General features: G+C 31.1%; 22 protein-coding genes. 8 read left to right on the top strand and 14 right to left on the bottom strand.

Features of this window, described 5'->3' with window-relative positions; genetic code table 11:
• Positions 1-16: 16 nt before the first annotated feature.
• On the top strand, positions 17-1,432 hold the full coding sequence (locus tag ACZ47B_RS05590; protein WP_464893559.1) for an aldehyde dehydrogenase family protein: 1,416 nt from the start codon (positions 17-19) through the stop codon (positions 1,430-1,432).
• On the opposite strand, the gene ACZ47B_RS05585 is transcribed toward ACZ47B_RS05590, so the two are convergent.
• The 6 genes from ACZ47B_RS05585 to ACZ47B_RS05560 all read right to left on the bottom strand — a co-directional run bounded on the left by ACZ47B_RS05585 (position 1,410) and on the right by ACZ47B_RS05560 (position 5,973).
• Entirely contained in the window at positions 1,410-2,558 is a 1,149-nt protein-coding gene (locus tag ACZ47B_RS05585; protein WP_464893558.1) for an MFS transporter, read from the bottom strand. The two genes, ACZ47B_RS05590 and ACZ47B_RS05585, sit on opposite strands and share 23 nt — an antisense overlap.
• A gap of 1 nt (position 2,559) precedes the next feature.
• A complete protein-coding gene (locus tag ACZ47B_RS05580) occupies positions 2,560-2,913 on the bottom strand; it encodes a diacylglycerol kinase (protein ID WP_464893557.1) in 354 nt (117 codons plus the stop codon).
• The gene (locus ACZ47B_RS05575; RefSeq protein WP_464893556.1) at positions 2,897-4,168 is read right to left on the bottom strand and encodes a bifunctional DedA family/phosphatase PAP2 family protein; all 1,272 of its coding nucleotides are present in this window, start codon (positions 4,166-4,168) and stop codon (positions 2,897-2,899) included. The genes ACZ47B_RS05580 and ACZ47B_RS05575 overlap by 17 nt, the downstream gene beginning before the upstream one ends.
• Positions 4,165-4,845, bottom strand: coding sequence for an EI24 domain-containing protein (locus ACZ47B_RS05570; protein ID WP_464893555.1), 681 nt, complete (start codon positions 4,843-4,845; stop codon positions 4,165-4,167). Before ACZ47B_RS05570 ends, ACZ47B_RS05575 begins: the two co-directional genes overlap by 4 nt.
• Positions 4,846-4,854: 9 nt before the next feature.
• Positions 4,855-5,712, bottom strand: a complete 858-nt coding sequence (locus ACZ47B_RS05565; RefSeq protein WP_464895690.1) for a metallophosphoesterase family protein — start codon at positions 5,710-5,712, stop codon at positions 4,855-4,857.
• Between the two features lie 141 nt (positions 5,713-5,853).
• Complete coding sequence (locus ACZ47B_RS05560; protein ID WP_464895708.1) at positions 5,854-5,973, bottom strand: ArsR family transcriptional regulator; 120 nt, start codon at positions 5,971-5,973, stop codon at positions 5,854-5,856.
• A gap of 307 nt (positions 5,974-6,280) precedes the next feature.
• Here ACZ47B_RS05560 and ACZ47B_RS05555 point away from each other — a divergent pair, with 307 nt between their 5' ends.
• The 7 genes from ACZ47B_RS05555 to ACZ47B_RS05525 all read left to right on the top strand — a co-directional run bounded on the left by ACZ47B_RS05555 (position 6,281) and on the right by ACZ47B_RS05525 (position 15,027).
• Positions 6,281-7,204 (top strand): sulfurtransferase, encoded by a 924-nt coding sequence (locus ACZ47B_RS05555; RefSeq protein WP_464895689.1) that lies wholly within the window; start codon positions 6,281-6,283, stop codon positions 7,202-7,204.
• 186 nt (positions 7,205-7,390) lie between these two features.
• Positions 7,391-7,747 (top strand): DsrE/DsrF/TusD sulfur relay family protein, encoded by a 357-nt coding sequence (locus ACZ47B_RS05550; RefSeq protein ID WP_464895688.1) that lies wholly within the window; start codon positions 7,391-7,393, stop codon positions 7,745-7,747.
• Positions 7,748-8,113: 366 nt separating this feature from the next.
• Positions 8,114-9,910, top strand: coding sequence for a glycosyltransferase family 2 protein (locus ACZ47B_RS05545; RefSeq protein ID WP_464895687.1), 1,797 nt, complete (start codon positions 8,114-8,116; stop codon positions 9,908-9,910).
• Complete coding sequence (locus ACZ47B_RS05540) at positions 9,911-11,323, top strand: LssY C-terminal domain-containing protein (RefSeq protein WP_464895686.1); 1,413 nt, start codon at positions 9,911-9,913, stop codon at positions 11,321-11,323.
• 2 nt (positions 11,324-11,325) lie between these two features.
• Positions 11,326-12,207, top strand: a complete 882-nt coding sequence (locus ACZ47B_RS05535) for a ChbG/HpnK family deacetylase (protein ID WP_464895685.1) — start codon at positions 11,326-11,328, stop codon at positions 12,205-12,207.
• Positions 12,200-14,224: a bifunctional DedA family/phosphatase PAP2 family protein gene (locus ACZ47B_RS05530; RefSeq protein ID WP_464895684.1), complete on the top strand. Its 2,025-nt coding sequence runs from the start codon at positions 12,200-12,202 to the stop codon at positions 14,222-14,224. Before ACZ47B_RS05535 ends, ACZ47B_RS05530 begins: the two co-directional genes overlap by 8 nt.
• A gap of 11 nt (positions 14,225-14,235) precedes the next feature.
• Entirely contained in the window at positions 14,236-15,027 is a 792-nt protein-coding gene (locus ACZ47B_RS05525) for a patatin-like phospholipase family protein (protein ID WP_464895683.1), read from the top strand.
• On the opposite strand, the gene ACZ47B_RS05520 is transcribed toward ACZ47B_RS05525, so the two are convergent.
• From ACZ47B_RS05520 to ACZ47B_RS05485, 8 genes are all read right to left on the bottom strand, one after another.
• Positions 15,013-16,032, bottom strand: coding sequence for an LptF/LptG family permease (locus ACZ47B_RS05520; protein ID WP_464895682.1), 1,020 nt, complete (start codon positions 16,030-16,032; stop codon positions 15,013-15,015). The genes ACZ47B_RS05525 and ACZ47B_RS05520 overlap by 15 nt on opposite strands.
• Before the next feature lie 12 nt (positions 16,033-16,044).
• Entirely contained in the window at positions 16,045-16,725 is a 681-nt protein-coding gene (locus tag ACZ47B_RS05515; protein WP_464895681.1) for a di-trans,poly-cis-decaprenylcistransferase, read from the bottom strand.
• A gap of 18 nt (positions 16,726-16,743) precedes the next feature.
• Positions 16,744-18,123 (bottom strand): ArnT family glycosyltransferase, encoded by a 1,380-nt coding sequence (locus ACZ47B_RS05510; protein ID WP_464895680.1) that lies wholly within the window; start codon positions 18,121-18,123, stop codon positions 16,744-16,746.
• A 74-nt stretch (positions 18,124-18,197) separates the two neighbouring features.
• A complete protein-coding gene (locus tag ACZ47B_RS05505) occupies positions 18,198-19,628 on the bottom strand; it encodes a phospholipid carrier-dependent glycosyltransferase (protein ID WP_464895679.1) in 1,431 nt (476 codons plus the stop codon).
• The gene (locus ACZ47B_RS05500; protein WP_464895678.1) at positions 19,612-20,502 is read right to left on the bottom strand and encodes a carbohydrate deacetylase; all 891 of its coding nucleotides are present in this window, start codon (positions 20,500-20,502) and stop codon (positions 19,612-19,614) included. Before ACZ47B_RS05500 ends, ACZ47B_RS05505 begins: the two co-directional genes overlap by 17 nt.
• Positions 20,486-21,436, bottom strand: a complete 951-nt coding sequence (locus ACZ47B_RS05495) for a glycosyltransferase family 2 protein (RefSeq protein WP_464895677.1) — start codon at positions 21,434-21,436, stop codon at positions 20,486-20,488. The genes ACZ47B_RS05500 and ACZ47B_RS05495 overlap by 17 nt, the downstream gene beginning before the upstream one ends.
• Positions 21,426-21,803 (bottom strand): GtrA family protein, encoded by a 378-nt coding sequence (locus tag ACZ47B_RS05490; RefSeq protein WP_464895676.1) that lies wholly within the window; start codon positions 21,801-21,803, stop codon positions 21,426-21,428. The genes ACZ47B_RS05495 and ACZ47B_RS05490 overlap by 11 nt, the downstream gene beginning before the upstream one ends.
• Positions 21,804-21,883: 80 nt before the next feature.
• Positions 21,884-22,594 carry a class I SAM-dependent methyltransferase gene (locus tag ACZ47B_RS05485; RefSeq protein WP_464895675.1) on the bottom strand — a complete coding sequence of 237 codons (711 nt, stop codon included), beginning with the start codon at positions 22,592-22,594 and terminating at the stop codon, positions 21,884-21,886.
• Positions 22,595-22,743 lie beyond the last annotated feature (149 nt).

Genomic DNA, 22,743 nt, shown 5'->3' with positions numbered 1-22,743 from the left:
AACAAAGGATAAAAAGATGCAGGCAAAGATACTTTTTGGAAGTGATGAAGCTATAAAGAGTGATTGGGTGGAAGTTAAAAATCCTTATACGAACAGTATCGTTTCGATATATCCGCAGTGCGATGAAAATGATGCAAAAAAAGCTTTACTCATAGCAAAAGAGGCTTTCAAAGATACGAAAAGATCAAAACTATCTGAGAGGATCAAATGGCTTGAAGATGTGGCGGATAAATTACAAGAAAGAAGAGAGGAATTCGCCAAAACCATAACCAATGAAGTTGGAAAACCGTTTAAATTTTCCCTTATAGAAGTCGATAGATGTATAGAGACGATAAAGCTGACTATTTCTGCCGCTATAGAACTTCATGGTGAGACTTTCAGTTCCGATGCCATGCCAAGCGGAAAAGAGAGTGTAAGTTTTTTCAAAAGAGTTCCGGCAGGTGTGGTGGTAGCTATAACCCCATTTAATTTCCCTCTAAATCTCGTAGCTCACAAGATAGTCCCCGCACTTGCCGCGGGAAACAGTGTAGTTTTAAAACCAACTCCGGAAGCTCCACTTAGTGCTTATAAATTTGCTAAACTTTTTTATAAAAGTAAATACGCCATAAAAGATGCTTTAAGCGTAGTTTACGGAGATGCGGAAGTGGGAAGCGCATTGGTAGGAAGCGATATACCAAGGATTATAAGTTTCACAGGGAGCGTGCCTGTCGGAAAAATCATCACTAAGACTGCAGGGATTAAAAAAGTGTGTTTGGAGCTTGGCGGAAATGCGGCTACTTTTATAGAAAAGAGTGCGGATATAAAAAGTGCAGCTAAAAAGTGTGCGGTTGCATCATTTTATAACTCGGGTCAAGTTTGTATATCTCTTCAAAGGATTTATGTGCAAGATAAAGCATATGATGAGTTTGCAAAAGAGCTTGTTAGTGAAACCAAGAAACTAACCATAGGAGATCCGTATGACAAAGATACTTTCATAGGTCCACTTATCTCTCAAGATGCCGTTATAAGAGCTAAAAGCTGGGTAGAGAGTGCCGTAAAAGAAGGCGCAAAACTACTTTGTGGTAACAAAAATGAAGATAGGATATTTTATCCTACTATTTTAGGTGATGTAAGAGATGATATGAAAATCATCTGTGAAGAAGTTTTTGCTCCTATCGTTTCACTTGTAAAAGTTAAAGATTTTGATGAAGCATTGTCAAAGATAAACAACTCTCCTTACGGACTTCAGTACTCTATCTTTACAAATGATTTAAATCTAACCAAAAGAGCTATAGATGAGTTTGAGTGTGGCGGAGTTGTGATAAATGACATTCCGACACTGAGATTTGACATACAGCCTTATGGCGGAGTAAAACTAAGCGGTGTCGGAAGAGAAGGTCCAAAATATGCTCTTGAAGAGTTTACAGAGATTAAGTCCGTTGTAATTTGCTAAACTGAGTAAATAAAAAAAGAGTACCTATTAAAACAAGAGCCAAAAGAGATATCTCTATGGCTCTGTTTTCTCCCAAATATTTCCATATAAGTCCTACAAAAGAAGCTCCCAAAGCTCCACTTACGGCAACTCCGCCATAGAAGAAACCATATACACTTCCTTTGTTTTTTGCTTCACTTGATATATAAGCTCTGATAGCATTTAAGCTTGAAACGGTAAAAAGTCCGAGAAATATAAAGCCAACAATGATAAAATCAAGATAGAGTGACAGCATAGATATGATCCCAAAGACAAAAGAGGCAAAAAGTACTCTCTTTGCTCCAAATTTATCTACCTTTAGCCCAAAAAAGTAACTAAAAAAAGTTTGAGTCAAGTTTAAAACGATGACTAAAAGAGGGATATATGCCAAAGAGTATCCGGCTTCTTTGGCTTTGATAAGATAAAAAGAGTCATTGAACATAAAAAATACAAATGCGAAATATAAAAGTAAAACAGGAAGTAAAGATATATCATCTTTTAAAACCAGTTTGGATGCTTTTGCTTTGGACTTGTATGGCATATCTTTAACAAAAAATAAAACTACAATCACCGCAAAGATACCGGGCACCAAAGTCCAGGCAAAAAGTTCACGAAATATCACTTCATTTTTCCCAAGGTAGTAAAGAGTTAAAAAAGCTATGACACTTCCACTAAGCTCTCCGGCTATATCCATAGTTTTGTGAAAACCGAAACTCTTGCCACTTTTACCTTTTTTAGAATAAGCTGATATGAGAGTATCTTTTGAAGCACTTCTTATCGCTTTTCCAACTCTCTCAACCCCTCTTAAAGCAGCTACACTTATCCATCCGCTACTAAAATATAAAAGCGGCTTGGTAACAGCCGATATGGCATATCCGGCAACCACAAAAGGTTTGACTATCTTGTATCTATCGCTAAGATATCCAAAAACAAATCTAAATCCATAAGATATAAAAGTAGCAATACCTACGATAAATCCAAGCTTATCAACTCCTTCATGCAACACATAAACTACAAAAAGAGGTAACACTGAAGTAACCATAGATGATGCCATATCAGTAAAAAAGCTCACCCATCCAAGAGCTATAATGTTTTTATTTATACTCATATTATCTCCAAAAATACATAATAAAACCGCCCCACACAAAAATAGGGACAAATATACTCAAAAATACACCAAAAGCGGCTATATCTTTTGCATGTTTTGCCAAAATATTATAATCATCCATAGTCATATCCACTACTTTTTCTATAGCGGTATTGAAAGCTTCAGTTATGAGAGGTATAAACAAAGATGAAAACATAAAAAGCCTTGCCCACAGTGGATAAGATAAGAAAAAAAGTACAGCAGTTGCTAAAATAAAAGCAACCAACTCTATCTTAAAAGCACTCTCTTTAAAAAGCTCTTTTGCTCCATCACAAGCATATAAAAAGTTCTTTTTGAGACTATAATTTGGTTTCACCTGTTTCCCTCTTGTTTCTTTGCATCTCCACCACCATAGCCATCAAACTTGTTACAAAGAGTCCAACTCCTATGCCACCAACTACATCGCTGAAGTAGTGAACATTTAGATAAACTCTGCTAAAAGAGATAACTACGGGGTATATTATACACAAAGTAAGCAAAATCTTTTTATGTTTGACTTTATCTTTTAGTATCAGATAGAGAGATAAACCAAGAGTTGTACTAACTGTAGCGTGCCCAGAGGGAAAAGAGTAACCGGTTACCTCTATAAGTCGCGGCGTGGGTCTTGGTCTTTGGATGATATCTTTTAGTATAAACATGACTGCTGATGAGCCAAACAAAGATGAGAGAAAGAGCAGTAAATCCATATACCATTTTTTATATATCAGATATATTGCAAAGATAGATATAATGATACTTATCTCAAAAGGATTGTCTATGGCTGTTGTGATTTTCATAATAGTTGTAAAAAGAGGTGTATAAATCTCAGATATATGAGAGCTTATCCACATATCAAGTTTTGTTACAAGCTCAAGGTCAAGTATATCTTCTATCATTTTTGATACGAGATAAAGTCCAAAGATATTGATAATAAAAAGTTTAAAATCTTCTCTTTCAAGCCAACCTTTTTCTTTGAAGTGATTATACATCTTGTATCCAGCTATAGCTATGATAGTTGCTACTATGATGCCAAGACCAAAGTATTTGCCATAAACTTCAAAAGCATTGCCAAGAAAATAACCACCAAGTAAAAATGCAGGTGCCCAAAAAGCTGCTGTTAGCATATTGGCAAAGATAAACTTTTTTAAGCTTATGCCGTTTGCTCCGGATAAAAAAGGAGCTATCCATCTTGTAAAACCGTTTGTTCTTCCTATAAAAAGTGCTTTTATGAGATTTTGATCGAGCATTGACTTTACTTTTTCATACTTTTTACTGTTTATCTTAAGTCTTTTAGCATGCTTTCTTAAAAAATCCTCTCCTACTCTTTTACCCAAAAGATACCCAGCTATATCTCCAGCCAATATACCGATATATGTAGCAATTATCAATATCCAAATATCAACTATGCCCTTATAAGCTAAAATCCCAAAAAATATAGTCAAACTTTCACTCGGAAACATCATACCAAGAAGAGGAAGGGATTCTAAAACAGAAGCTACAAATATGATAGAAATTATAACCCATAAAACTAAACTGTGTGGATAGGATAAAATCCACCCATAAAAATGCTTTAATAGATAATCTACACTCATCGTAACTGTTTTAACCTTGTGAGATTGAAGTGAGTGAACATCAAAAGTTGTACTATATAAACAAAGATACCAAAAACCGGTATCAAAAATAAAGAGGCTGATAAGAGAGTGATGATCAAAAGTGTAGCTTTGTTTGTGTTTTTTAAAGTATTAAATTCATCTTTTGTAGCATACATGGAAATCGAATCATAAAAAGTAGGCTTTTTTATCAAAATTGACCATAAAAGAAGATGTACAAAGATATTTAAAACAGGTACAAACATAGCCGGTATCAATATGATAAAAAGTATAAAGAAGATGATATTTTGTTTTAAAGAGATATATATACTCTCAACCAAACTTCCAAAACCTCTTTTTTGAAGATGATAATATTTGTCATTGATTTTATCTACTATGCTATCAGCTATCACTCCTACTATCATTATAGAAGTTGTTATAAGCAGTTCATAATATATCACTACACCACCGATGCTTTCTACCAAAGAGTGTACCCAACTTTTATCTCCTATAAAAGGAATATGAGAAACAAGCCATGAAACAAAACGGCTTAAATCAGTATGAAAGATAAAAAAGACAATTCCCCAAAAAAGTGCCGCTATGATGATAGGTATCAAGGAAGTAAAAAGTATTTTTTTATCAAATAAATCTTTAAATGCTTTTAAAATTATATCTACCATATTCTCCTCCTAATTCAAATCAAGCACATCTTTAGCTGACTGGATAGTCTGCTTGATAAAACCTGGTGCTTTAGCGTTTATCTTTATCACCTTATACTTTACTTTTGATCCATTTACTGTCACTTTTATATAATTGTAAAATCCATCATTTTTATACTTTTTCAAAGGAGCTCCCGCGCCTCCTGTGATGATATAGGGAGTTTTTTGCCATACTCCTTTGTGATAAAAGTGTATATGAGAGCAAAAAAGCATAGTAACTTTGTATTTATCAAACAGATCATTTAACTTTTTTGCTTTTTTTAAGCTTTTAAAACTATGACCTTTTCCATACTCTCCATATCTTGGATCATATAAAGGCACATGGGTAAAGACAAATCTATTTGTAAAATTTTGAGACTTTTTAAGCTCTTTTTTTAACCATTTAAACTGTTTTTTCTTTATGGTTTTATTTGATGTATCAAGGATGATAAAGTAACTATTTGCATAGCTAAAAGCAAAATGAGTTTTACCAAAAACTTTTTCATAATTTGTTTCACCGTCATACCAAGGTATTTCATGATTTCCTATGATGGAAAGTAGAGGCTTGTTTGAAGTTTTTATGATATCAAGATAATTTTTAAACTCTTTTTTATAACCATCAGGCACCAAGTCACCATTATTGAGAGCAAAAGAGATATCTTTATCCTGATTTATCTTTTTGATAATCTTTTGTAAAACATTATCTCCGTCACGGTTATCCCCCATAACAGCAAAAGAGAAACTTTGTTGCTTATAATCACTCTTTTTTATAAGATTTAGCATCTTTTGATTGTACGAAGATGCAAAAGCAAAAAGAGTGAAACAAAGAAGAAGCACTAATTTTTTCATATCCATTTCCTCAGATTTTTATAGTATTGTATCGGGTGAAAATGAAAATAAAATGAAATTTACTACTTCATTTTCATTTCATTTTACTATCATATAATTTCACAAAACAAGACAAGGATACAACTATTACTATAACTATTACTATAACCTCCCCCAATGCCGTTTATTTGATTTTTTTGTCATTTTTATAATATTTGCATCTTTTAATTCTTTTAAATGCTTTGAAATCGTAGGAAGTGAAAAATTGAAATGTTCAGCTATTGTTGTTACAAAAGTTGCTTGAGCGATAATATCATCTTTTGGTTTTTTATCATCAATACTACAAGTATAACCACCTGTAAATACATTTTTAAATATTAAAAACCTTGTTTCATTTCCAAGTGCTTTAAAAATCTTTATTTTTTATTCTATATCTAACATAATCTATAACATCCTAAATTGGGTTTTAAAATTATAGTATAAAAAACTGGTATTTAGCAATTTAGCTAATTAATATAATTTTAAGTTTAATTTTATATAATTTTAAAATTAATTTAGCAAATTAGCTAAATTATAAAAAAGATAAAAAATGAAAAAAATAATCAAAAAAGCAAGTTTAGTTATAGCAACAACATCAGTGATGTTTGCTTTAGAGGTTCCAAACAATCATATAGTTTCAACACAATGGCTACAAAAAAATATTAATGATAAAAATTTAGTTATAATTGATACAATAAAAGCAGAGGCTTATAAAAAAGGACATATAAAAGGTGCTGTAAATTATCCAAAAAAAACTTGGTTTGGTGGTAAACTTGGAAATATCCCAAAACTACCAAATACAATTGAACAAGTGCAAAAGATGCTTCAAAATGCTGGAGTAATAGAAGATAGTGCAATAGTATTTTATAGTGTAGGAAAGAAAAACAAGGATTTTGCAGATGCGGCAAGCGGTATTTGGAACTTATGGCTTTATAATGTTAAAAATACAGCACTTTTAGATGATGGCTTTGCAAAATGGAAAAGTGAGAAAAAACCAACTACAACCGAACTGCCAAAAATAACAAAAAGCGATATTGAGTTAGAAAGTTTTGATAAATCTATCGTTGCTTCTATTTATGATATTACGGAAGCCATATATAATGATGATATACAAATTACAGATGCAAGAGTAAATAAGTTCTATAAAGGGGAAGATAATAGAAAAGATTTAGCAAGACATGGTAGAATTCCTACTGCTAAATTAACACCAATGATTAGATATACCAAAGATACTGGTAAATATTTTAAATTGGTTTCTCCTCAAGAAGCAAAAAAAACATTATATAATAGTGGCTATGTTGTTGAGCTTGATAAACCTTTAATCATATACTGCAATACAGGGCACAAAGCAAGAGGGCTATGGTTTGTATCAAAATTTTTAGTTGGAATGAAAGATGTAAAAGTATTTGACGGTAGTATGGTAGAATATTCAAGAACTAATATGCCAATGGAAACTGGTGAACCAATGGATTAAAAAAGAAAAATGTAAATATTAATAAAAATTTTAAGAAATAAACAAAGCATATGAAATTTTAAAGGCTTATATTGATAACTTTAAATTTTGATTTACAAAAGAAGAGTTACAAGACTTATATCCATTTTCAAGAACTGAAAATGGAAAATAGTTTTTGTGGCAACAAATAAAAAGGAGTAAACTAAGATGAGTACACTAATAATATTTAATCATCAACCTTATGATGGTGGTGATGTAACCTGGAATGGTTTAAGATTAGCAAAAACTTTATACAAAAAAGGTGAAGAGGTAAAAATCTTTTTAATGAATGATGCAGTTGATTTAGCAAGAGATGCAACTGCTAAACCTGAATTTTATGAATTTAATTTAGTTCAAATATTAAAAGAATTGTATGAAAATGGTGTAAAATTAAAAGTATGTGGAACTTGTCAAGCAAGATGCGGATTAAATAAGAATCAACCATATTTCAATGATGAGATAAAAGGAACTATGGATGATTTGGCTAGTTGGGTAGTTGAATCTGATAAAGTATTAACTTTTTAATGGCAAAAAATAGAAGCATTTGAAAATTACTATTTAGAATATGAAGAGGGCTTTGAATATAAATAAAGTATAAATAAAGGGGACAGTCCCCTTTATACTAATCATTATAATCGCCAGTTGCAAGTATCACTACGATAAATAAATTATCAAAGCTATCTAATCATTACTATAAAAAGTACTTAACACCATTATTTATTATTTTATCAATTGTGATATTGTAGTCTTTCTTTTATCAGTAAATAAGTCGAAAAAGCGACTGATCCATAGCGAACAAGTAAACTCATAATGAAATTTACACCATTCCCAACTTCATTTTCATTTCATTTTAGTATCATATAATTTCACAAAACAATACAAGGATACAAGATGAAAAAAGCACTTTTTGCAGTTAGTTCGCTTGGTTTGGGTCATGCTACAAGAAGCTTGGCTGTTATCAAATATTTTCTAAAAGAGTATGATATAACTGTTATATCATATGGAAATGCTTTGACATTTTTAAAAGAAGAGTTATCAAATGAAAATGTTACTTTTTTAGAGTTTGAAGATTATCCCAAACTTGAAAGAGGAGAAGGGCTTTGGTTTTACTATTATCTTTTAATTGATCTAATTAAAACAAATTTTGTTATAAAAGATGAACATAAGAGGATTTTAAATATTGAAAAAGAGTATGATTTTATCTTTTCTGATGGTAGGTATGGAATTTACTCAAAAAAAGTACCATCTTTTCTGCTTTCTCATCAGATTTCATTTATCCCGCCCAAATGGCTTGGTTTTTTTAAATTTGTTACTGATTTTTCCAACTTTTTTTATTTTAAAAATTTCAGTAAAGTTTTTATCCCTGACTATAAAGAGTACTCCAAAAGTTTAGCGGGCAATCTTTCGCATAATTCTCTAACACATTTTTTTCCTCATAAATATGTAGGCATCATCTCTTCATACGAAAAACTTGAGATAGAAGAAGATATAGACTATCTTTTTATCATAAGCGGATACCTTGAAGATAAAAAAGAGAGCTTTATATCAAAACTTTTACATCAAGCCAAAAAGATAGAAGGTAAAAAAGTTTTTATACTTGGAAATGCCGGAGAACATGAGGTGGCAACTATAGAAGAAAGCAATATCACCATCTATCCCTCAGCTACTAAAGAACTTAGAAATGAACTTTTTTGCAGAGCTAAGATGATCATCTCAAGAACAGGTTACACAACCATCATGGATCTTGTTGAGCTTGATAAAAAAGCTATACTGTTTCCAACTCCAAACTCTACCGAACAGGAGTATCTTGCTTCTTATCATAAGTATAAAGATTATTTTGTAATATGTGAGGATGAAGATAACTTTGATCTTAATCAATTGATACAAAAAACAAAACAAACCGCACCAATGAAACCTCAAGGCAAAACAAAAGAAGCACTATCTATGATAAGAGATGAGATAACACACTCATATCGTAAAAATTTCTTTTCTATTGTCATTCCGGTTCATAATGAGGAAAAATATATAAAAAGAACCCTTGATAAACTCTCAAAGATCGATTATAATCAAGACTTTTTTGAAATTATCGTAGTTGAAAACGGCTCAAGTGATAAAAGTTATGAAATATTGAAAACTTACGAAGAGAGTATAAAAAATCTTAAAGTATATAAAAGTGAAAAGGGTGTTTCAAAAGCTAAAAATACCGGATTGAAATATACAGATAAAAGGTCTGATTTTACTATCTTTTTAGATGCAGATACTATTTTGGAGAAAGATTTTTTAAATGAATTAAATAATTATCTCAATAAAAACAGCAATAGCAATTTTGTTATAGGAACCACAGCTATAAAACCTTCCGATAGTTACTCTTTGTATGATAAATGTTGGTTCAAGTTTTTTGATATAGCTCATAAGCTCACTAAAACTTCATATTCGATTCAAATAGCAAAAACAAGCATTGCAAAAGAAGTGAAGTTTGATGAAGCTTTAAACTTCTCAGAGGATTTGAAGTTTATAAAAACAATGCTTGTCTTTGGTAATTTTTTCTTTTTAAATACAGACGAAGTTGCAACTTCAACAAGAAGATTTGCCAAAGATGGCTACTTTAAAACACTGTTTTACTGGAATATCCAGGCATTTACTCCTGAAAAATATAAAAAGTACAAACCTTATAAGTCGGTTAGATAAATGCTTTATCATGCCATAGACCAATTTATCATTTTTTTACTGCATCATAAAGAGTTGGCTTATGTCATACTTTTTGCAGGGTCTATGTTTGAAACTATCATAGGTTTTTCCTTTTTTGTATATGGTGAGATATTTTTTTTAAGCGGGAGTATTCTTGCGGGCATGGGTATCCTTGATATTTGGATAGTTATGGCTATACTTTATGGAGGTGGGGTTACAGGGGATAATATCAGTTATCTTTTAGGCAGAAAGTATGGTTTTGCATTTTATTCGAAATTAAAAAAAATCAAATTATTGAAAAAGTTTATCAATAAACACAACTTTACAAAAGGCATAAAGTTTTTTCGCAAATATGGTGCTTTGTGTGTATTTTTTGGAAGATTGCTTGGTCCGATTTCCTGGGTAACTCCTTTTGTAGCGGGTGTATATAAGCTTGAGTATAAAAAATTTTTACCATATGAAGTTGCAGGTGCTCTTGTAGGGATCAGTGAATTTATCATCGTAGGATACTTCTTTGGTAAACACTTTGATGCTGTCTTAAACATTTTGGAAACTTATATGTTTGTCTTACTGTTTTTTATAATTTTACTTTATGGCTTATACTATTATCTAAAGAAAAAAAATATATTAAAAAACTTCAGAGCGATGATAAAAGAGGATAGGAAAAAAGCTATTACGCATATATTTAAACACTCTTTTGTTTATCTTTTTGGTGCTTTAGTCCTTTATCTATTGTTTTTATTTGTGCTGTTTTTTATCGATAATCCTAAAGAAAAAACAGACTATTTAAAACCGTATGATATGTATATTATATCCAATATAAAAGATTGTAAAAAACTTGGTTTGTACTATAAGGATGATAAAAAAATTACAATTCAACCTATCAATATCATCATAAAAACTCCTCTTGATGTAAAAGATATAGTTGACGGCAAATGGGTAAAAAATGATATATTTAAACAAAATCATATATCATTTTTAGAATATATCCATTTTTTAAAAGAAAAAATCCCACCTGTAAGTTCGCTCTATTTTATGAATCTGCCTCAAAATTTTGCATATCAGTATAAAACAGATTCTATCTCAAAAAGAGAGCATATAAGGTTTTGGGAGTTTAAAGAAAAGGATAAAAAAACAAAAGTGTATTATGCCTCTATATCTTATGATGACGGTTATGAGTTTAGTTTTTATAACTATTTTATAACGCCTATCCATAAAATCGATAAAGATATAGATAAAAGCAGAGATTTTTTCTACAATTATCTTTTAAGCAGAAAAGATTTAAAAGTCAAATGCCATTATAACCAAACAAAATGCAAGATAAAAGAGGTAAAAGGTGATAACGAACCAAGTGAAGAACAACGATACTTCAGTGATGGAAAGATTTTAGAGTGTAAAGTCCAAAGGAGATGAAATTGCAAAAAATTTTTATACATGCAGATGACTTTGGGGATACACTTCATATAAGTAAGACAATTTTTAAATGTATCGATAAGGGCTCAGTTAATTCCATAAGTATTATAGTCAATACCCAGGCATTAAATGATTCTTTAAAATTGATAAAAAATAGCAATATTAGAAAAGTTTTGCATTTAAACATCACAGAAGGAAAAGCACTCTCTAGAGAAAAATTTATATATTTAACAGATAAAAACGGTTGTTTTTTTAAAAGTTGGCAAAGACTTTTTCTTGAGTATTACCTTTTTTCAAGTCCAAAGAAACAAGAAATTATCAAAAAAGAGATAAAAGAAGAGTTTGCAAGCCAAATCAAACTGTATTGTGAAAAATTACATACCAAAGATATTTGTATAGATTCGCATCAACATTTTCATGTCATGCCGTTTATAACTGATATTTTGATAGAATTAAATAATCAAATGGATATAAATATCATGCAAGTTAGAGTACCAAAAGGAAGATTTTTTTGGGCTATAGAATCATTTGGAGATTTGTTTAACTATTTTGGGATCAAGTTTTTTATATTTCTTTTTTTAAACCGCCTGTCTGATAAAATGATAGCAAAATTCAATGCAAATAATATTGCATACAATGATGCATTTATCAGCACTCTTTTTTGTGGAAATATGACATTAAAAGCGATAAAAAAAGGATTGGATAAATCAAAGGATGCAAAGATCATCGAGGTTCTGTTACACCCGGGATATATATCCAAAGAGGAGGAAGAGCAGTTTGAAAATAATCAATTTAAAAGATGGTATATCAGTAAAAATAGAAAAAAAGAGATGCAAATTTTGCTCAGTAGTGACTTAACAATCAAGGAGTTTGATCATGCATGATATCCAACATGTTATCCTACCTTTTATAGAAAAGTTTAGTAGTTATGATGCTTTGATCGCATTCATGTCAGCTTTTGGGGAAACATTAATCGGTCTTGGATGGCTGTTGCCCGGTTCGACAATCTTGTTGGTGATGGGAGTTTTAGCCGGTCAAGGATATATGGATATAACTGTTGTTATGAGTTTTGGGATTCTTGGAGCTTGGCTTGGGGATAGCACTAACTACTATCTTGGTAAACGATATGGAACAGTTTTGCTTCATAAGCCACAACTTCACATACCAGAATCAAATATCAAGAAAGCGCATGATTTTCTTAACTCCTATGGAGCCAAATCAGTGTTTTTTTCTCGTTTTATTCCGGGGCTTAAAGAAACAATACCTTTTTTAGCCGGCTCGGCACAAATGGATCGCAAGAAATTTGTAGTATGGAATTTTCTTGGAGCTATCGGATGGAGTATTGAATTTATAGGGATAGGGTATCTTTTTTCTTCATCTATCTCTTTAGCACAAGCTTTAATGGAACGAAGTGTAGTAGTTATCTCCATATTGGTAGGGTTTATTTTAATTCTATGGATACTTAAGCGTTTTTTGCAGGCTAATATCCCTATGATACTTTTAATATTTGCCGGTATGCGTGATGGTTTGATGCAAAGCCGCCCGGTACGAAATTTGATAAACAGATATCCTGAAACTGTCTCCTTTATCAAAAAAAGATTTGATCACAACCATTTTACCGGCTTTCCATTGACGGTATTGGTGTTTGCTTTTGTGTATGTTTTGATCTTATTCGGGGGAATTGTTGAAGATTTTCTTACTAAAGATCCTATCATTTATCTTGATCATATAGTTGCCAATTTGATGGCACAGTGGCGCACGCCGGGATTGATACATTTCTTTACATGGGTCACATATTTGGGGAGAGAACCGGTAGTTGTAGCGGTTGTTTTAACGATTTCAGTAATTTTTGTACTTTACCGGCTATATGATAGCCTGATCTCTTTTTACACCTCATTGGCAGGTTCTATTTTTTTTCTTTGGCTAGGAAAATTGGCTTTTCATCGACCCAGACCGGAGATGGCACTTTATTTTGAACCGACATTTTCTTTTCCTAGCGGTCATGCAACTATTGCAGTTTCGTTATATGGATTTATAGGCTATCTCTTGATGCGTAATGCTTCTACAATACGCGCAAAACTAAATATTTTTTTTCTAACTACTGTATTAATTATCGGGATTGGGTTTAGTAGGATTTATTTAGGAGAGCATTACCTTAGTGATGTTTATGCAGGATTTTTACTTGGAACACTTTGGGCTATATTAGGGGTGGCAGTATTTAAATGGATGAAGTATCGATCTGTTTTTCATGATAAAACACCACATTCACACAGTCTAATCTTTTCTTCTCTTTTGATTGTTATGATGTCAGTAGTAATGTCATTATATCTTTATACCCACCCTTATCGTCTTGCTATCCACAAGCAAGTATCGCCGATTGAGATTAAAGTATTAAAACACTATTTTATGCAACAAAATAATCGTTTTTGTCGTAATTTATTGGGGATTAAAAGCCTGCCGATCAGTATATTGATTATTGGAAATAAAAATCCCTGTACAGAATTGATTGAGAAAGGATGGGATAAGATATCTAAAACAAAAATGGTTGAATCACCACTTTTTTGGCATGCCCAAGAACCATTTTGTAAACTTGCTCAAGAAAGTGGCAATCGTTTTTATCTGCTTGATATCTGGAAGCCAAATTTGCTTTATCATAAAAAAGATATTTATCTTGCTACAACAAATGCTTTAATTGGCAGGAAGTGGGGTATAATACCCATGTATTTATCCAATCTTTCAGAGGTTCGCAGTAATATTGCTAAGAGTGTTGCTCAAACACTTTCCCATAGCAAAACAAGTATTGTTTCCCTTTCTCCATCAGCAATACGAAGATATCTTAGCGGTGAAGAGTATTTTGATGATGGAAAAATAGTATTGATTACAGAGCAGAATAAAAAATAAGGAATTTTATTGTGGATATTGTAGAAGTACTTAGAAATACTCCTTTTTCCCTTGTCTTATCCGGTGGCGGGGCACTTGGAATGGCACATGTAGGGGTTATTGGAGACTTGGAGAGATTTGGACTTATGCCAAGTGAAATTATAGGAACGAGCATGGGCGGGATTATCGGTGCTTGTGTAGCTATTGGTATGAAAGAAAAAGAGATTATGACTGAATTGAAAAAATTTGCAGGCATTAGTCATTGGATGGATTTTTCGTTAAGTGGAAAATCCATCATAAATGATAATAAAATTAAAGCAATATTTGAATATATATTTGGTGATAGATATATGCATGAAACCAAGATACCTCTTAAGCTTATAGCTACTGATCTGCTTTTTGGAGAAAAATATCTTTTTAGTACTGATAAAAATATACGCATAGTTGATGCCCTCTTGGCTACTATGGCAATTCCCGGTATTTTTAAAGAGCAATATATTGAAAAGCTTATGCTTGGAGATGGTTTTTTGTGTGAAAACCTTGGGGTATTGGAAGCAACTAAAGATGTGATCTTAGCAGTAGATGTTATGGGCAAAAACTCTTTTAGTCACAAGTTGCCAAATAATTTTTTTAAAACAGGCAATATTATGGAAATGCTTGAACGATCTATAAGACTCCTAATATACAATCAAACAAAGTTAGCCATATCTCAATGCAAAAAAGAACTTTATCTATTGGAGCCTAAAACTTATCGGTTTAAAACTTTTAGTTTCAATAAAATAGATGAAATAAAAGCTTTAGGAGAAGGATTAATATCTTCTTAAAATTCTTCTTTTGAAAAATATCATAGAAGCTATCAGTATGGCAAGCGGATCTGCTATTAAACTTAAAATGGGATTTATGGCAAGGGTATATTTCATAATGATATAATATGATAAAATAGTTAGAAATATATAAAGATAAACATTACTTTTTTCATATCTTGGATTGAAAATTCCAATGCTAAAGGACAACAGATATGCAAATAAAGGAAATAAAGATAAAAGCATAAAAAGTGCAAAATCTTTGGCTCTTCCTTTATCCTTTAATCCTTGAAGCCAATATGAGAAGATACCGTTGTTGCCAATAATGTTTATATTTTGTTTATTGTATATCTTTAAAGCTTTATAGTCAGTTTGCATAATATTCTCTTTTTTGATTGTGTAAGCTTTTCCATTGTGCAAGTTTAAATTCAATAAACCTTTATCATTATTTATATTTGCATTTTTTGCTATGACAAATTGCTCTTTTCCGTTTTTATTGGAGTACATAACAATATTTTGAAAATTTTTCTTATTGTCAGATTTGTTTATAAATACAAACCAGTTTGAAAACTTTTGTCCAAACTCAGATGGCTTGATATTGAATTGGGCTTTTGTTTTTTTTATGTCAACAAAATTTTTAAATAGTTGAACAGAAATAGGAACTAAAAATATAGTATTAAATACAAGAAAAACACTTACACTCAAAGATAATACAAAAAAGAGTTTCGTTACTTTTTTTGGTGATACTCCAAAAGAAAATATGACACTCATTTCATTATCTTTTGACATTTTAGTCATAGTTATGGCTATGGCTATAAAAAATATAATAGGCAAAATGTATATGATGATCCTTGGCATCATATAAATATATAATTTTCCAAGTTCTAAAAAAGTTACCTGTATGATGGCAGTTAACTCTGCAAATTTTATCATATAAACGATAGAAATCATAAAAAAAAGTGTAAAAAATATAGGATTGAATGTCTCGATAAATTTTCTTAAAATATATTTGTTAACAATCTTCATTTGTCCTGCTTTTTATAAGGCTCCAAATCTTCTATGAATCTTTTTAAAATCATTTATAATTATATCATACTCATCTATCGTAAAATCAGGCCATAGAGTATCTGTAAAAAAAAGTTCACTATAAGCATTTTGCCAAAGCAAGAAGTTTGAGAGTCTTTTTTGCCCCCCTGTTCGTATCATGATATCCACTTCGGGCATATCTTTTGTATCAAGGTGGGACTGTATATCTTCTATGGTTACATTACTCTTTTTCTCTTGGCATAGTTTATTGACAGCTCTTGCTATCTCATCTTGAGAGCCGTAGTTGATAGCTAAGGTTTGAGTTAAACCTGTGCAGTGTTGCGTGGCTTCTTTTGTTTTTTCTATCCTCTCTTGAAGTTTTTTTGAAAATTTGCTTATATCTCCAATCACATTAAATTTTACATTATGTCCAAGATAAGTAGGTAACTCTTTTTTTAGATAATTATCCAAAAGATTCATAAGAAACTCAACTTCATGTTTGGGTCTTTTCCAATTTTCTGTACTAAAAGCATATAAAGTCAGATAAGAAAGATTGATATTGGAAGCATGTATAGTTAGTTTTCTTACAACTTTGGCTCCCTCTTCATGACCTTTTACTCTTTTTTTATTTTGTTTTGTAGCCCATCTTCCGTTTCCGTCCATGATAATAGCTACATGCTTTACTTCATTCACTCCTATATTCCTTGGAAGTTAATTTTCATACAAAATATGCCTGCTGCTTTTATAAACAATTTTAAAATTGTAAAAATAGTAACTGTTTTTTATGAAATTATCATTTCGTTTGCCTACTACAAAAAACTTCTCTTTTGGATTTTGTTTTATAATTTGTATTAATTGTTTGATAGCTATAGGGTTTATTTTTCTATCCATATAGTAAGTTTCAGAAAATTCTTTGTGATTTAAAAAGTATATAGGCTCGTTGTGTTTGGCAAGATTATGGTACCTTTGGATAAGAAATTTTTCTGTTTTTAATGTTTTTTCTCCAGAATGTATAACATAAAATGTTCCAAATACTCCTATAGTAGGCGACAATAAAGAGCTTATAACAAATAACTTCAACTGTTTTTTTGTACTATCTTTATCCAAAGAGTTATAGTAAAGTGATAAGAGTATGCCAAGTGCGGGAAAGCCATATAATATATAAGTCTGTGTTATATTGGCAGAAAATGTAAAAAATATCATAGGAAAAAGCATCCACAACAGATAAAAAGAGATTTCATCAGTTTTTAATTGTTTAAGTATAACTTTTCTTTTTATTTTGCTAAGAAGGTTTTTTATAACAAGCACTATGCCTATCAATCCCCATGGTAAAGAGCAGTACAACCACATAAGCCAAACAGTACCTCTTGGTTTGAGATGAGCATGTCCGTAGAGGTCTCCTTTCCAACCCGGATCTAAAAATCTATCAAAATGTTCTCCTATGATAAAATAGTGTAAAAAACCCGGAGTTTTATGTTCAGCCAATACATACCATGGAAGTGCTATAAGAAGCATTAAAATAGTTCCTTTGATCCATGGTAAAAGTGATAGAGTTTTAATCCTTTGTTTAAAAGAAAATATAATCCATAAAAATATAACACCACCGACAAGTACCAAAGCTAAAGGACCTTTTGCTAGTAAACCTATGCCTAAACCGATAAAAAAGAGATAACCCCAGTAACCTCTATAACCATTTATAAGCATGATAAAAGATACATAAGAGAGAGTTACCGCAAAGGTAAGATACTGATCTAAAAGTACAACCCCGCTAAGCGTATAAACCAAAAGAGAACTAAAATATATGATGATAGCCCACAATGCGGTTTTTTGATCTTTTAATGTGATCATTGCTCTATATACTATCCATGCCGTTAAAAGAGTGATCAAAAAAGAGGGTATTCTTGGAGTAAAGTCATGTATGCCAAAGATATCATACGAAAGTGCCTGAAACCAAAAGGCAAGAGGCGGTTTTCCCCAGTATGGAACTCCATAATCAAAATATGGAGTTATCCAATCTTTTGTTTTAGACATGATGAGAGCTATATTGGCATACCTAGCCTCTGTTGTATCCATAAGAGGAAAGTAAATCATAAGTAAAATCCGAGAAAGAGCAATCCCCCAAAATAAAATGAAAAGATTTCTTATATATCTATCTTTTGTTAGCACTATTTTTCCATTTTTTCAAACAATATATATGTTTTTGAAGCATAAATTTTATTTAAATTAGTTTTATCTATCTGTTTAGCATTACCTTTACTGATAACAACAAAAAAACTTTTTTTACTGTTATTTGCTACTGTTTTATACTCTTTTGGAGTTATGGATTTTAGATTGTGTTTTGTATTCATATAGTATCGCATCGAAAAAGAGGTTTTACCTACAAAATATATAGGCTCTTTTCTATGAGCTTTGCTCTTGTATGCTTGGATAAGATATTTGTCAGTTTTTATGATGGTTGGTTTTATCATTATAAGCCCGAGTGCCAACAAACTTACAAAAGGTATAAACAGTGAAGTGTAAGTTATAAGCTTTATATAGTTTTTACTGCTTTTGGCAAAAAATAGAGCTAAAAGTATAGAAAATCCACCTATGGAAGGCAGGGTATAATACCACAGGGTATTGCCGCCAAAAGTAAAAAATAGCATGATAAAAAGCGACCATACAAGATAAAAGGAGATATTGTCATCTTTTACAACATTGAGTATCTTGGATTGTTTGAGAGTTTTTATATATTTTATTATAAATGATATAGCTACAATACTCCATGGTAAACTCGCTACGATCCAAAACAGCCATATCATCCCATGAGGTTCTTTATGTACATAGCCGTATCTGTCTCCGTGCCATCCTGTATCTATAAATCTGCCTAAGTTTTCACCCACTATAAAGTAGTATAAAAATCCGGGATTTTTTATCTCTTGTGCTATATACCAAGGCACAAAGATAACACACATCAGCAAGATACCTTTAACCCAAGGAAAAAATTTTAGATAAACAATCCTTTCTTTATAAGATAGTAGTATCCATAAGGTTATAACTCCACCCACTACTACTCCCGCCAATGGACCTTTTGTCAATACACCTATGCCGATACCGACAAAAAAGAGATATCTCCAGTACTCTTTATATCCATTTATAACCAATAAAAATGACACTAAAGACAAAGTAGTACCAAAAACTAAAAACGGATCAGTCATCACAACACCGCTAAGCACAAAAACGACCGCACTGCTTATATAGATAAGTGAGGCTAAAACGGCACTAAGTTTATCGTGTAGAGTTATAACAAGTTTGTATATCAGCCAAACAGTTGCAAGTGTAAAAAAAAGAGAAGGCAGTCTCGGCACAAAATCGGCAATTCCAAATATTTTAAAAGAGAGCGCTTCAAACCAAAATGCAAAAGGAGGTTTTCCTAAAAAGGGAACATGATATTTAAAAAACGGTGTTATCCAATCGTTTAGATTTGACATCATCAGTGCGGTATTTGCATATCTTGCCTCTGTAGTATCTGTAAGAGGCATTAAAAAGATAGAGATAACTCTTACTAAAACAATTATCCAAAATAAAGCAGTAAACTGCTTAATCACTTTTTGCATTTTCTTCCTTTAAAATATAATCCTTAAATGCTTTTGAGAGTAAAACCCTCATTTCATTTTTTCTGCCCACATTTGTATAAAACTCTTTAAATTTATCATCTTTTTTTTCTAAAGCTTCTTTTTGAGAGAGAAATCCGGGATGAAAAAGTATCTCTATGGTCTCTTTGTTGTGTATCTTTTTCAAAGCTTTTTTTACTGAATTAAAAGTTACATTTCCTGTAAATAAAACACCTATAAAAGCATCATTATGATGTATGTCGTTTCTTGTTAATTTTTTCATCAAACTTTTAGAAAAAAAGTTAAGAAGTAAATGTTTGATAATATTTAAACCAAGATAATTTTTGATATTTTTAAATGAACTTAAATCTATAAAAAAAGGCTCTTGGGGAACTCTGATATAGGATATATTTAAGTCTAATTCATTGTTTAAATCTACTAAAATATCAACTATAAAAGGGATAGTGTGAAAATGCTGGTGAGAATCAAGATTGATATCCTGAGTATGTAGTTTTTTGGCATATAAGAGGATTTGGTTTTTAAACTCCGTTTTTATATCGTTTTTTATCATCTCTTTCTTTTTTTTATTTCCAAAATAATACTCAAATACCACTTTTTCAAAACTTTTACAAAATTCACCGTTTTTTACAAGATAACTCAATTGATTGGCATGAGTTATAGGCTTGCCCTCAACTATATTTAAATGCAATGAAGTTCTAACTTGTATATCTTTTAGTTTTGGTATAGCCTCATCCGCAAAAGGTGAATTTATCATAATGCTTGTTGAATTTAGTGCACCATCTTTTATACATTTTATGATAATATCACTCATATTTAGTGAGTTGGCAAAATCATCTGCATTAATTATGATTTTCAATCAATTCTCCAAAATATAGCGGTCTTTTTTTTACTTCTATGTGGATTTTACCTATATATTCTCCTATAATTCCCAAGATGATAAATTGCATAGAACTCATAAAAAGTATAACTATCAAAGTTGTTGCATAACCTGTTCTGTGATCATTATAAAAGAGATACTCTATAAGCGTATCTACTCCTAAAGCAGCTGCTATAATGATAGATATAACTCCCAAATAAGTTGCAAACTTTAAAGGCTTTGTCGAAAATTGCAATATACTGTCAACTGCAAGCCCAAGAGATTTTTTAAAATTATATTTTGTTTTTCCTGCATATCTTTTCGGTACCTCAAACTCAATGACTTTAAAATTTTTATACCCTATGAAGTTTAGCATTCCTCTAAACATTCTGTCATGTTCATCTATCTTTTTAAGTACTTCCATTTCACTTCTATCAAGAAGTCTAAAATCAGGAAAATCTTTCGGTATCTCAAAATCAGACAATTGGTTAATGATCCAATAATAACTTGCAGATAACATTTTGTATAAAAATGATTTGTCATTGTCTTTTGTTATCTTTTTTGTTAAAACCACACTGTAACCCTCAAGCCAATACTCAACCATTTGCTTTATATATTTTGGAGGATGTTGCAAATCCCCGTCCATAAATATAACCGCATCTCCCGTAGAGTGCTCCATGCCTGCTGTCATAGCTATCTCATGACCAAAGTTCCTGTAAAAACTAAAGATTTTTATATTTTTATATTTGTTCATTTGCTGCATCAAAAGAGAGAGTGTATGATCACTGCTACCGTCATTGACACAAATATACTCAATGTCAACTTTTTTTGATAATTCCAATTCAACCTTATGCAACTCTTCAAAAAGTTTTACTATATTTTCTTCCTCATTGTAAAGGGAGATAACGATACTCACCGATTTTTTATGCTTCATATATCCCTCCTTCTCTTAAAAATACAAAATTTTTATATACTACATAATTTTGTATAGCTACTATACCCGAAGTAAGCAACTGTGCTATAAGCACTTCTACACCTATCAAGTTATGGAATATCCAAAAAATGATAAAGTTGCTTATAAAAGATAAAGATACTGTTATGATGTAGTTACGAACAGATTTTTTATGTTTTATATTTGCATCAAAAGTATAATAATACTGCAATATATAATTGACTATAGCACCGACTATCACCCCGGTAGATGTTGATATCAAAGGATTTACTCCTATCCACACTAAAAATGCCATAACAGACAAGTGGGCTACAGTAGCACTTCCACCGCTAATGATGAATTTAAACATATCCAAACCTGCAAAATTTATTTGTGTGTATTGTATTGAGTCAAAATGAAATGAAAATGAAAATAAAAATAAGCAATTTTTTATTTTATACATTTGTAGACAAAAGCAGGGGGAAGATTTGTCCATACTATTTTTGTTTGAATTGTTATTTTAAATTTTTTCTCTAAAATTTTCTTAAATTTTATACCTTGGGGTAAAAACGAGCTTTGAATATAGGCAAAGGTAAGAAATTCCCCACCCTCTTCAAGCGAGTTATAGATACTGTTTATCAACTCTTGTTGTTTGATTTCACTAAAGCAAGACCAAGGTAATCCAGATATGATACAATCACAATTCTCCTTGTTGTTTTTGTTTAAATATTTTTGAATATTTATTGCATCATCTTGATAAACAGTAGCATCAGGACAGTTTTGCCTTGTTTGATTTGCAAAGTATTCACTAAGTTCTAAGGCGAAAAAAGTTGATGTTTTTGACAGTTTTCTTGCTATCTCTTTTGTAAAAACTCCTGTTCCTGAGCCCAGCTCAACTACGGATTTTTTTTCAGATAAATTGATAATATTTGTTATATAGTTTGCCAAACTTTTTGAAGAAGGTACTATAGCTCCGGTATTAAATGCATCCTTTCTAAATTGGTTAAAAAACTTCCATGAACTTTCAAGATTGTTTTTTAAGTACTGTTTAGTTTGATATTTGTCAAATATTTTATATGATTTCAACATGATCAAATATGCATACTTTAAAATTTCTTCAACTTTGCTTTTGTTCTTATTCTTTATCTCAATTGCTTTCATTTCATCTCCAATATTTTTTTAAAATCATAAGAAGTTTAAATGAAATAAAAATGAAAATATATAGAAATTATAAAACAACTTCTACAATACTGCCGATACCTACATATGAGCTTATATGTAAAGTACTTCAAAAAAGTATTTATACTGAG

It is taken from the genome of Thiofractor thiocamini (genome assembly GCF_055384375.1).
The sequence above is the reverse complement of the archived record's forward strand: the minus strand, read 5'-3'. Positions and strand labels throughout refer to the sequence as shown.